Raw genomic sequence first — 11,233 nt, forward strand, 5'->3', positions numbered from 1 at the left:
TATGGACCCGGCGGTGCTGCGCGAGGACATGGTCGACAGCCTCCAACACGCCTCGAAACGGGCGATACACACGGAGAGCATCGGCCTCGCGATGCGGGAGGTCCCCCGCCACGAGTTCGTCGAGGAGGGGGAGGCGTACGCCGACCGCGCGTTCGAGCGGTACGGGACCCGCATCCTCGCGCCGAGCACCGCCGCTCGCCTGCTGGAGGCCGTCGCGCCCGAGCCCGACGACCGAGTCCTCGTCGTCGGGGCGGGCGTCGGCTACACGGCCGCCGTCCTCGCCGAGCTCGTCGGCCCCGAGAACGTCCACGCCGTCGACATCGACCGCCGGCTGGTCTACGACGCGAGGGAGAACCTCGACCGGGCGGGCTACGGCGCCGTCCTCGTCGACTGTCTCGACGGGGCGGGCGGTCTCCCCGCGTACGCTCCCTACGACCGAATCCTGGTGGAGGCCGCGGCCATCGACCCGCCGGCACGGCTCGTCAGCCAGCTCGCGCCCGAGGGGCGGCTCGTCCTCCCCGTCGGCGGTGGCGGGGGCCAGGAGCTCTGTCGGGTGGACGCGTCGGGAGCAGTCGTCGAGCAGCGCGGGACCGTCGTCTTCCGACCGCTGCTGGTCGACGGGGAGCAGGGGACCACGCCGGAGCGCAACCGCACGGTGCGGGAGGACCGCGAGCACGCGGCGCGCCACTTCGAGCGCCGGCGCGGCTGGGAACAGGAGTGGATCGACTGGGACGCCCGTTACTGACCCGTGAACTCGGGGTCGCGCTTCTCCGCGAAGGCGGCGACCCCCTCCGCGAAGTCGTCGGTCGTTATCATCTCCTCCTGCGCGCGCGCCTCACCCTGCAGCGCCTCCTCCAGCGAGCGGTGTGAGTTGCGGTAGACGAGCCGCTTCGCCTCGGCGACGGCCTTCGTCGGCCGGTTCAGCAGGGTCGCCACCCGCTCCTCGACGAACCCGTCGAGGTCCGCAGCCGGGAGCGCGTCGTTGACGATGTTGAGCGCGACGGCCTCCTCCGCCGAGATCTCCTCGCCCGTCGCCAGCAGCTCGAAGGCGCGCCGCACCCCGATGAGCCGTGGGAGGACGTACGTCGCCCCCGTGTCGGGAGCGAGCCCGATGTTCGTGAATCCCCAGCCGAAGACGGCGTCCTGTGAGGCGTAGACGAAGTCGCAGGCGGTCGCGAGCGAGGCGCCCGCGCCGACGGCCGCGCCGTGGACCTTCGCGACCGTGGGTTTCTCCATCTGGAGCAGGCCGCGCGCGATACGGTTGAGGCCGCGTTCGAGCTCCGCGCTCGGGCCGCCGCTCCCCATCCCGGCCGAGAGGTCAAGCCCCGAACAGAAGGCGTCACCCTCGCCCGTGAGGACGACACACCGGACCGAGTCGTCGTGGGCCACGTCGTGGATGTGGTCCGCGAGCGTCACGCTGTCCTCGACGGAGATGGCGTTCTTCCGGTCGGGGTTCGAGATGGTGAGCGTCACCGCCTCGCCGTCGTCATCGCGATGGATTGCCATACCGGGAGAGGCGAGCGCGTCGGCTTGAAACTACGGGTCGGTCACGCGTCGCCCGACTCGGCGAGCGAGAGGGCCGGCGACTCGATGCCGGCCTCGTCGAACGCCGCGAGCGCCCGCCGGCTCACGTCCGCGTCGAACGCGAACTCGTCGCGGAGGTCGTTCACGTACGCCTTTCCTCGAATCCGGCGGTGGGTGGGTTTCGCGTCGACGAGAACGACGACGGGGTGGTCGTCGGTGAGGTAGAGATACGGCGAGGTGAGAAGCGCCTCCTCGACGATGGTCGCCGCCCGGTCGTGGTCGGCCCCGTGGGCGACCGGGAGGTCGATGACCACCTGCATCTCCGCGTTGCCGTCGTTGGCGTTCGTCACGGCCTCCACGAACACGGCCGCGTTTGGGACCGACACCGCGGAGTCGTCCGGGGTGACGAGCCGCGTGGAGCGCAGGCCGATATCGCGCACCTCGCCGTAGGTCCCGCCCAACTCGACCTTGTCCCCGACCTGATACGGGCGCTCGACGATGAGCAGGAACCCGCCGATGACGCCCGCGGCGAGGTCCTTCACGCCGAACCCGATCGCGGCGCCGATGAGCCCCGAGAGCGCGAGCAGCTGCGTCCCCGACACCTGCAGGATGGGGACGAGGATGGAGTAGACCGCCGCGGCGTAGATGCAGAACTTCGCGACGGGGATGACCATCTTCACCGTGATACGGCGGTTCCCCGCCCGCTCCGAGACGGCGGTGAGCCCCGCGGTCGCGAGCCGCGCGAACAGGTACGCGAGGAGGAGGGTCGTGACGACCCCCGTCAGCGTCGGGATGTCGAGCGGGACGTCGACGGGAACGTCGACCGGGGCGTCGGACTGGGTCACGGGATCCGCCTCCGGTCGACGGCCCTGGCCGCGGTCGGGAGCCCCGCCGGCGTGGGCGCGTACCCCGTCTCCGTGCGTTCGACGAGCCCCTGCCGGACGAGTGCCCGGAGGACGCCACCGACCTCGCGCCGACCCGTCACGGCGTCGAGTTCCCCGCGGGTCGCCAGCTCCTTGGCGAGGACGACCCGGAGCGTGAACGCCTCGATGGTGTCGAGTTCGGGGCTCTCGACGCCCGCGTCCACCCACGCGGGGGCGAGCCGTCCCTCACGAACCGACCGCTCCCAGATGGCCCGTGCGACCCCGGGGTTGCCGCGCGATTCGGCCGCGAGCCGCTCGAACACCGCGTCCCGGGGGTCGCCCTCGTTCGTCCGGACGTGCGTCAGCCAGTCGCGATTGATTCGAGGATACGGCACCGACAGCGAGCGCCCGGCCACCCGTGGCGTCCACTCGCCGCGCACGACGGCGGGCAGGCGGTCGTTCGGGTTCGCGATGAACTCCACGTCCCCGTCGAGGTGGGCCGCGAGCGCCCCGGCGTCGAGGTCGGGGAGCCGGACCACGGCGTCGAACGCCGGCTTGACCGCCCGCGAGCGCGTGAGATACGCCCACGAGAAGGCGTTCCAGCCGGTCACGACGAGCCCGTCGCTTCGCGCGACGGCCACGAGGAACGCGTCGAGGGGGTCGAACCCCCCGACGCGCCGGGTGTAGAGCTGCTGGCAGTCGTCGACGACGAGGGTCCCCGAGTCGGGGATATCGGGGGCGTCCGCTCCCGGGTCGAGCGAGTGACGGGTCGTCTCCGCGCGCTCGGCGAGATGGTCGAGGACGGTCGCGCGGCCCGCGAACGGCTCGCCGACGATGGCGACCGTCCCCTCCCCCGCGTGCAGCGCGGCGTCCACGTCGGTGAACCCCGGCGTCTCGGGGAGCCCCAGCGTCTCGGTATCGACTCGCTCGCCAGTCACGCACCGACCGACGACCGCCGCGGGGAAATACCTAGCCCGCCGTCACCACGGGTCCAGTGGGGGAGTCAGCCCGCGACGACCAGCAGCCGCGTGTTCCCGCGACGGTCGACGTACTCGCTGCCCGCGGGGGGTTTCACCTCGAAGGTGACCTCGCCGTCGGGCTGGTTCGGCCCGAGCGAGGGGGCGAGCGTGAGCGTCGCCACCCCCGCGGCGTCCGTGCGGGCGGTTGCCACCCCATCCAGCCGGGCCGTGTCCCCACGGGCGACCACCGTGGCGTTCGAGACGGGCGCCCCGTCCGAATCGACGACCCGCACCGCCACGGTCTGCTCGCCGGGGGTGGTCACCTCGGGTTCGGGCTGGATGTCGAGCTCCGAGACGCCGAGCGCGGAGAGTCCGGAGATCATGTTCATCATCACCGAGAGCGACGCGACGCCGACGACGAGCGCGACGACGAGCCGCACCGGCAGCCCCTCGATACCGCGATTGTCCATGCGGAACATGGGGTCGCTGGCCCCGTTCCCCCACAAAAACCCTCGGCCGAGAACTCATATACGAACGCGAGCCAGCCATCCCATGACCGTCATCGGCGGTGAGCGCGACGCGATGGAGCTGGGCACCTACCTCGCGCGGGACGGGAGCCGCGGCGGCCCCGTCGGACTCGATATCGACCGGGCGCACGCGGGCGTCGTCGTCGGGAAACGCGGGAGCGGGAAGTCCTACACCCTCGGCGTGCTGGCGGAGGCGCTCGCGGCCCGGCGAGGGGTGACGCCCGTCGTCTGCGACCCGATGGGGGCGTTCGAGGGGCTCGCCGCCGCGGGGCTGGACGTAGTTCGACCTCGCGTCCGCGCGAGCGCGCTCGACGGCCGGGCGTGGTGCGACCTCCTCGGGCTCGCCCCGACCTCGGGAGCGGGCGCGCTCGTCTGGGCGAGTGCGGGCGCGAGCGACACGCTCGCAGGGATGCACACTCACGTGGAGCGCGCCGACGCCCCCGCGAGCGACCGGCAGGCAGCCGTGAACCACCTCCAGCTCGCGGCGGACTGGGGCGTGTTCGACCCCGACGGGCTCACGGTCGAGGCCCTCCACGGGTCGGTGCTCGCGCTCCAGAAACTCGACCGCGCGCCCGCGAACGCGGTCGTCCGGGCCGTCGCGAGCGCGCTGTATCGGGCACGGCTGGAGGGAGCGGGCCCGCTTCCCTGGCTGCTCGTCGACGAGGCGCACGGCTTCTTCGAGGGTGTGGCCGGGCCGGCGCTCCGGCGGCTGTTCACCCGGGGGCGCGCGCCGGGGGTGAGCGTCGTCGCCGCGACACAGCGACCCGCGGCGCTCCCCGACTACGCCATCTCGCAAGCGGACCTGCTCGTCGCCCACCGGCTGACCGGCGCGGCCGACCGCGAGCGCCTGGCGCGCGCTCGCCCGAGCTACCTCCCCGGGTCGCTCGCCGACCGGCTTCCCGACGGCGTGGGTGAGGCCCTCGTCTTCGACGATGCGACGGGGCGGGCCCACGCCGTCCGAATCCGAGAACGCCGGACCGACCACGGCGGCGCGACCGCGCGCGCCGACGAGGGCGACGCTGTCGGAGCCGGGCAGGAGCCGAAACCGTCGAATAGTTCCGCGCGATAACAGTGGTAATGACCGGACTCGCGCGGCAGCTGGCGGTCGTCGCCGTAGGCGCCTTCCTCGGCGCGACCGCCCGGTACGCCGTCGCGCTCGCGCTCCCCGGCGCGTTCCCGTGGGGCACCCTCCTCGTGAACGTCGCCGGGAGCTTCCTGCTGGGCGTCCTCCTCTACGAGGAGCGCCTAGTCGGGGGGCTCCCCGCCGAGTTCCAAGTGCTCGCCGGCACCGGCTTTCTCTCCTCGTTCACGACGTTCTCGACGTTCGCCGTCGAGACGGCCACCCTGACGCCACCGCTCGCGCTCGCCAACGTCGGGGCGAACTACACGCTCGGCCTGCTCGCCGTCCTGCTCGGGCGCGCGGTCGTGGAGGCGGTCGAATGAGCCTCTGGCTCGTCGGACTCGGTGGGGTCGCGGGCGCCGTCGCGCGCGTCCTCGTCGGCGAACGCGTGGAGCGCCACGCCCGCGACACCCTGCTCGTGAACGTCGCCGGGAGCTTCCTCCTCGGCGTCGTCACCACCGCACCCGTCCCCGAGCCGGTCGCGTTGCTCGTCGGCGTCGGGTTCTGCGGCGCGTTCACGACGTTCTCGACGTTCGCCGTCGAGACGGTGGGGTTCCTCGAAGCGGGCGACCCACGACGGGCGCTGCGCAACGCGGGCGGGTCCCTGGCCGCAGCGCTGCTCGCCGTCGGTGTCGGCTTCCTCGTCGGCGGCCTGCTCTAGTCCTCGAGATCGAGCTTCCGGAGCGCCGCCTCGAAGTCGTCCGCATCGAGCGCCCGCGTCGTGTCGTCGAGCTGCTGGCGGAGGGTCTCGATCCGGTCCGTGAGATCGCCGTACGCCCCGCTCTCATCGAGCTCCCGGGGCGTCTTCTGGGTCTCCAGGGCAGCCCGCTTCGAGACCAGCGAGAAGTACTCCCGGAGCTGGCTGTCGTACGTGCCGCGCTTGAGCAGCGTCTCGACCCCCTCCCGGAGCTCCTCGCGGCGGATCGGCTTGACGAGATACTCGTCGAACCCCATCTCGATGATGTCGAAATCCGGCTCCACCGCCGTCACCATCGCTACCTGGCAGGCGTAGCCCGCCTCGCGGATCGCCGCGAGGACCTCGTCTCCCGACTTGTCCGGCATCAGCCGGTCGATGAGCGCCACGTCCACCTCCTCGGAGGCCGCCTCGAGTGCCTCCTCACCGCCGTAGGCAGTCCGGACGTCGTAGTCGGCACTCAGCCACGCGGTGTACAGGTCGGCGAGATCCGGCTCGTCGTCCACGACGAGCACGGTGGGGCGGTCTTCGGTCATAGCTCACGGACGCGGCGCAGCGTCATACCCTACCCGTCGCCACCCGATGGCTTGAGGTTTATGGGAAGCAGAGGTGGAAAAATCAGGGCAATCGCCGGTCGAACGTGTAGTCGGTGGCCCAGTTTATCGACGGGTGGTCGAGCGTCGCGTCGAATCGCAACTCCATCTTCTGTGTCGTCGCCTCGTCGATTGGGATCCAGTAGAGCGCCCCTGTCGCCGGATACCGGACCGCGAACGCGTCAATCCGGTCCTCGTAGGTGTGTTCGTGGTACTCCCCATCGCGGGTCGTCTGCGAGTGGGTGTTGAATCGGATCGTCTCCGGCTTGTTCTCCCACGCGGTCTTACACTGAACTCGCAGGAGTTCGTCCGCATCGACCACGAGGTCGTGGGGGTCGTTGTCCCCGAACGGGATCGAGACGCTGTAGTCGCGAGCGACCAGCTCGGCGAGGATTCTGGCCTCCGTCTCGTCGCCGATGGCCTTCGTGTTCGCCATGGGTCGCGTGGCTCGCGATCGCTGAAAGAGGTTCGGAGGGGCGGCGGCTCACGGCCAGACGGTGAGGAACACTGTAAGGAACCGAACGCGTCCTGCGGGACTGAGCAGCACCGCAGGTGCTGCGAAGGTCGCGAGAGCTGTGCTCTCGCGGAATTCTCGTGAGCATCGCGAGCGAGAAGTCGGCGTGGACGGCGGGATTTGAACCAGAGCCAGACGTGCTCGCTGACGCTGCGCGCGACTGGCAGGGTTCAAATCCCTTCTTCGACGTTTCGCGAAACACGACTCACGAGTCGCTTTGCTCCTCGTTCATGTTGTGTTTCGCAGAAAGCGCCCGAGGCGGGACTGAGCAGAGTCTTTGACTCTGCGAAGGTCGCGAGAGCTTTGCTCTCGCGGGATTTGAACCACGGTCGGAGCGAAGCTCCTCCCTGCTTCAAATCCCTTCTTCGGCGTTCTCCGAACTCACGAATCGCTCGGCGATGAAACGCCTCGCTGGAGAAGTGAGTTCGGAAGGAAACGCCCGAGGCGGGATTTGAACCCGCGTCACAACCGTGACAGGGTTGTATGATGGGCCACTACACCACCCGGGCTGAACGCATTCAATCGTATCCCGGTGGCAGTATTAAGGCTTTCCAAACGATGACGCCGCGGTACGGTGACCCACGGGAACGGGACGGAAATACTAATGTGGGAGTCTCCCGTGTGAGCGGGTAACGACCGCCGTCGCCGACTCGGGTGGTGGCGACCCGGAGAGCCGCAGCCGTCTCGTTTGACAAGCGTTAAGTGCGCGCGCCGAGTAGCGCGCTGTAGTATCTCGTGACAGCTTCTTCACCCGCCCAGATGCACACATGGTAGACGTCAGCCAACACAACCTCGTCCCAGAGCACAACATCCTCGATGAGGCCGACATCGAGGACGTGCTGGAGGAGTACAACATCGACCGAACAGACCTGCCGAAGATCAAACGTCGGGACCCCGCGCTGCCCGACGGCGCACAGCCCGGTGACGTCGTGGAGATCGTCCGTGACTCCCGGACGACGGACCGAGCCGTGGTATACCGACTGGTGATCGACTAATGAACGTCGAAGACCGACGAACGATATCCCGCGAATACTTCTCGAAGGACCGCCTCGCCGAACACCACTTCCGCTCGTTCAACGCCTTCCTCTCGCGAGGGATGCAGCAGGTCGTCGAGGAGAAGGAGACCATCGAGACGGACATCGGTGACAAGGAGGGGCAGGAGCCCGTCCGCGTCGACCTCGGTGACATCCGCGTCGCGACCCCCCGCGTTCGGGAGGCCGACGGGTCGGAGGAACTGCTCTACCCGCAGGAAGCACGCCTCCGCAACATCACCTACTCCGCCCCGGTGTTCATGGAGATGACCATCGTCCGCGGTGGCGACGAGGAGGAGGAGCACGTCGTCGACCAGGCCGAGACGAAGGTGGGCCGGATGCCCATCATGGTCGGCTCGGACCTGTGTAACATCGCCGGCTACTCCGACGAGGAGCTCATCGAGATCGGTGAGGACCCCGCGGACCCCGGTGGCTACTTCATCGTCAACGGCTCCGAGCGCGTGCTGATGACGAGCGAGGACCTCGCACCGAACAAGATCCTCGCCGAGCACGACACGAAGTACGGCGACGACATCCAGGTGGCGAAGACGTTCTCACAGCGCCGTGGCTACCGGGCGCTCGTCCTGTGTGAGCGGAACCGGCAGGGCCTGCTGGAGGTCTCGTTCCCGTCCGTCTCGGGGAGCATCAACTTCGTCACGCTCGTGCGCGCGCTGGGCCTGGAATCCGACGAGGAGATCGTCCACCGCGTGAGCGACGACCCGGAGGTCGTGAAGTTCATGCTGGAGAACTTAGAGGCCGCCGAGGTCGACTCCACGATGGAGGCGATCGAGACGCTCGGGAAGCGCGTCGCCTCGGGCCAGGGGAAGAACTACCAGCTGAAGCGGGCCAACTACGTCATCGACCGCTATCTCCTCCCGCATCTCCACGAGGAGGGCGTCGAGGACGAGGAGGTCCGGATGAACAAGGCCGTCTACCTCTGCCGGATGGCCGAGGCGTGTTTCGAGCTGGCGCTCGGCCGCCGCGAGCCGGACGACAAGGACCACTACGCCAACAAGCGGCTCAAGGTCTCGGGCGACCTGATGAAGGACCTGTTCCGGACGGCGCTCAACAAGCTGGCGCGTGACGTGAAGTACCAGCTCGAACGCGCGAACATGCGGAACCGGAAACTCTCCGTCAACACCGTGGTTCGCTCGGACGTGCTGACGGAACGACTGGAGCACCCCATCGCCACCGGGAACTGGGTCGGTGGCCGCTCGGGTGTGAGCCAGCTGGTCGACCGCACGGACTTCATGGGTGTGCTCTCGCACCTGCGCCGGCTTCGTTCGCCGCTCTCCCGAAGCCAGCCCCACTTCGAGGCGCGTGACCTGCACGCGACCCAGTGGGGTCGCATCTGTCCCTCCGAGACGCCGGAGGGGCCGAACTGTGGGCTCGTGAAGAACTTCGCGCAGGCGATGGAGCTGTCACAGAACGTCCCGGACGAACAGGAACTGAAACGCGAACTCTCGTCGATGGGTGTCCAGGGGATTCCGGGCATCGAGACCGTCGACACCACCCCCGCAGACGACTAACATGAGTCAAGGACGAGAAGCCAAAGTCTACGTCAACGGTAGCCTGATCGGGACGCATCCCGAACCGCACGCGCTCGCGCAGAACATCCGCGAGGCCCGTCGCCGCGGGGAGGTCAGCGAGATGGTCAACGTCTCGGTGAAGCCCCGCACGAACGAGGTCATCGTCAACGCCGACGCCGGCCGCGCCCGCCGCCCGCTGTTCGTCGTCGAGAACGGCGAGACGCTCGTCTCCGACGAGGAGATGGAGGCCGTCGCCAACGGCGAGTTGGCGTTCGAGGACCTCGTCGACCGCGGCTACATCGAGTTCATCGACGCCGAGGAGGAGGAGGACATCCTCGTCGGGGTCGACGAGGACGACCTCACCGAGGACCACACGCACCTCGAGGTCGACCCGCAGCTGATGTTCGGTATCGGTGCGGGGATGATTCCGTACCCCGAACACAACGCCTCGCCCCGCATTACGATGGGATCGGGGATGGTGAAGCAGTCGCTCGGCCTGCCGAGTGCAAATTATCGAATCCGGCCGGACACGCGTCAGCACCTGCTCCACTACCCGCAGCTCTCGATGGTGAAGACGCAGACCACCGAGCAGATCGGGTTCGACGACCGCCCGGCGGCACAGAACTTCGTCGTCGCCGTGATGAGCTACGAGGGGTTCAACATCGAGGACGCGCTCGTGCTCAACGGCGGTTCTGTTAATCGTGCGCTCGGTCGCTCGCACTTCTTCCGCACGTATGAAGGAGAGGAGCGCCGCTACCCCGGTGGCCAGGAGGACCGCTTCGAGATCCCGGACGACGAGGTCCGTGGCGCGCGCGGTGAGGACGCGTACACGCATCTCGACGAGGACGGCCTCGTCAACCCCGAGACGAACGTCGGCGAGAACGACGTGCTGCTCGGGAAGACCTCTCCTCCCAGATTCCTCGAGGAGCCGGACGACATGGGCGGGCTCTCCCCGCAGAAGCGCCGCGAGACCTCCGTCACGATGCGCTCCGGTGAGTCCGGTGTCGTGGACACGGTCACCCTCATGGAGGGTGAAGACGGCTCGAAGCTCTCGAAGGTGAAGGTGCGCGACGAGCGGATTCCTGAGTTGGGAGACAAGTTCGCCTCGCGCCACGGCCAGAAGGGTGTCATCGGCCACATCGCGCCGCAGGAGGACATGCCGTTCACGCAGGAGGGGGTCGTGCCGGACCTCATCGTCAACCCCCACGCCCTGCCGTCGCGGATGACGGTCGGGCACATCCTCGAGATGCTCGGCGGCAAGGTCGGCTCGCTCGAGGGCCGGCGTGTCGACGGGACCCCCTTCACCGGGGAGGACGAGGAGGAGCTCCGTGACGGGCTCGTCGACCACGGGTTCAAGTCCAACGGGAAGGAGGTCATGTACTCCGGCGTCACCGGGGAGAAGATCGAGGCCGAGATCTTCGTCGGCGTGATCTTCTACCAGAAGCTCTACCACATGGTCTCGAACAAGATTCACGCGCGTTCGCGTGGGCCCGTGCAGGTGCTCACGCGCCAGCCCACGGAGGGGCGTGCCCGCGAGGGTGGGCTCCGTGTGGGGGAGATGGAGCGCGACGTGCTCATCGGGCACGGCGCCGCGATGGCGCTCAAGGAGCGTCTGCTGGACGAGTCCGACCGCGAGTTCATCCACGTCTGTGGGCAGTGTGGGATGAGCGCGGTCGAGAACGTCGAGCAGCGGCGTGTCTACTGCCCGAACTGCGGCGAGGAAACGGACGTCCACGAGGTGGAGATGAGCTACGCGTTCAAGCTCCTCCTGGACGAGATGAAGGCGCTCGGTATCGCACCGCGCATCGAACTCTCCGAGGCAGTCTAACATGAGTACGCCGAGACGTTCCAGTTCGCTCGCGTTCGCTCGCAGCACGGG

The 11,233-nt window shown here is 68.8% G+C and carries 13 protein-coding genes and 1 tRNA gene; 7 read left to right on the plus strand and 7 right to left on the minus strand.

Annotation, left to right across the window (positions count from 1 at the left end; genetic code table 11):
* Position 1 precedes the first annotated feature (1 nt).
* Positions 2-745 carry a protein-L-isoaspartate O-methyltransferase family protein gene (locus ACQUQR_RS12240; RefSeq protein WP_435196767.1) on the plus strand — a complete coding sequence of 248 codons (744 nt, stop codon included), beginning with the start codon at positions 2-4 and terminating at the stop codon, positions 743-745.
* Here ACQUQR_RS12240 and ACQUQR_RS12245 read toward each other — a convergent pair.
* The 4 genes from ACQUQR_RS12245 to ACQUQR_RS12260 all read right to left on the minus strand — a co-directional run bounded on the left by ACQUQR_RS12245 (position 739) and on the right by ACQUQR_RS12260 (position 3,825).
* Complete coding sequence (locus tag ACQUQR_RS12245) at positions 739-1,506, minus strand: enoyl-CoA hydratase/isomerase family protein (RefSeq protein ID WP_435196768.1); 768 nt, start codon at positions 1,504-1,506, stop codon at positions 739-741. The two genes, ACQUQR_RS12240 and ACQUQR_RS12245, sit on opposite strands and share 7 nt — an antisense overlap.
* Positions 1,507-1,547: 41 nt before the next feature.
* Entirely contained in the window at positions 1,548-2,369 is an 822-nt protein-coding gene (locus ACQUQR_RS12250) for a mechanosensitive ion channel family protein (RefSeq protein ID WP_435196769.1), read from the minus strand.
* Positions 2,366-3,325, minus strand: a complete 960-nt coding sequence (locus ACQUQR_RS12255; RefSeq protein WP_435196770.1) for a hypothetical protein — start codon at positions 3,323-3,325, stop codon at positions 2,366-2,368. The genes ACQUQR_RS12250 and ACQUQR_RS12255 overlap by 4 nt, the downstream gene beginning before the upstream one ends.
* 65 nt (positions 3,326-3,390) lie before the next feature.
* A complete protein-coding gene (locus ACQUQR_RS12260) occupies positions 3,391-3,825 on the minus strand; it encodes an Ig-like domain-containing protein (RefSeq protein ID WP_435196771.1) in 435 nt (144 codons plus the stop codon).
* A 73-nt stretch (positions 3,826-3,898) separates the two neighbouring features.
* On the opposite strand from ACQUQR_RS12260, the gene ACQUQR_RS12265 reads away from it, so the two are divergent.
* Genes ACQUQR_RS12265 through ACQUQR_RS12275 form a run of 3 tightly spaced genes read left to right on the plus strand, consistent with a single transcriptional unit; the run spans position 3,899 to position 5,654 of the window.
* A complete protein-coding gene (locus ACQUQR_RS12265; protein WP_435196772.1) occupies positions 3,899-4,942 on the plus strand; it encodes an ATP-binding protein in 1,044 nt (347 codons plus the stop codon).
* 8 nt (positions 4,943-4,950) lie between these two features.
* The gene (gene crcB, locus ACQUQR_RS12270; RefSeq protein WP_435196773.1) at positions 4,951-5,316 is read left to right on the plus strand and encodes a fluoride efflux transporter CrcB; all 366 of its coding nucleotides are present in this window, start codon (positions 4,951-4,953) and stop codon (positions 5,314-5,316) included.
* Positions 5,313-5,654 carry a fluoride efflux transporter FluC gene (locus tag ACQUQR_RS12275; RefSeq protein ID WP_435196774.1) on the plus strand — a complete coding sequence of 114 codons (342 nt, stop codon included), beginning with the start codon at positions 5,313-5,315 and terminating at the stop codon, positions 5,652-5,654. Before crcB ends, ACQUQR_RS12275 begins: the two co-directional genes overlap by 4 nt.
* Here the strand turns inward: ACQUQR_RS12275 and ACQUQR_RS12280 are convergent.
* The 3 genes from ACQUQR_RS12280 to ACQUQR_RS12290 all read right to left on the minus strand — a co-directional run bounded on the left by ACQUQR_RS12280 (position 5,651) and on the right by ACQUQR_RS12290 (position 7,303).
* Positions 5,651-6,223: a HalX domain-containing protein gene (locus tag ACQUQR_RS12280; RefSeq protein ID WP_435196775.1), complete on the minus strand. Its 573-nt coding sequence runs from the start codon at positions 6,221-6,223 to the stop codon at positions 5,651-5,653. The genes ACQUQR_RS12275 and ACQUQR_RS12280 overlap by 4 nt on opposite strands.
* Before the next feature lie 82 nt (positions 6,224-6,305).
* Positions 6,306-6,716, minus strand: a complete 411-nt coding sequence (locus ACQUQR_RS12285; protein ID WP_435196776.1) for a group I intron-associated PD-(D/E)XK endonuclease — start codon at positions 6,714-6,716, stop codon at positions 6,306-6,308.
* 514 nt (positions 6,717-7,230) lie between these two features.
* Positions 7,231-7,303: transfer RNA gene (locus ACQUQR_RS12290), tRNA-Asp, on the minus strand.
* A gap of 258 nt (positions 7,304-7,561) precedes the next feature.
* On the opposite strand from ACQUQR_RS12290, the gene ACQUQR_RS12295 reads away from it, so the two are divergent.
* The 3 genes from ACQUQR_RS12295 to rpoB are packed head-to-tail and all read left to right on the plus strand — an operon-like array spanning position 7,562 to position 11,182.
* A complete protein-coding gene (locus ACQUQR_RS12295; protein WP_435196777.1) occupies positions 7,562-7,789 on the plus strand; it encodes a DNA-directed RNA polymerase subunit H in 228 nt (75 codons plus the stop codon).
* The gene (locus tag ACQUQR_RS12300) at positions 7,789-9,354 is read left to right on the plus strand and encodes a DNA-directed RNA polymerase subunit B'' (RefSeq protein ID WP_435196778.1); all 1,566 of its coding nucleotides are present in this window, start codon (positions 7,789-7,791) and stop codon (positions 9,352-9,354) included. The genes ACQUQR_RS12295 and ACQUQR_RS12300 overlap by 1 nt, the downstream gene beginning before the upstream one ends.
* Before the next feature lies 1 nt (position 9,355).
* Entirely contained in the window at positions 9,356-11,182 is a 1,827-nt protein-coding gene (rpoB, locus tag ACQUQR_RS12305) for a DNA-directed RNA polymerase subunit B (RefSeq protein WP_435196779.1), read from the plus strand.
* The last annotated feature ends 51 nt before the right edge of the window (positions 11,183-11,233 follow it).

It is taken from the genome of Natronomonas sp. EA1, from assembly GCF_051195035.1.
Taxonomy (GTDB): domain Archaea; phylum Halobacteriota; class Halobacteria; order Halobacteriales; family Haloarculaceae; genus JBNTJV01.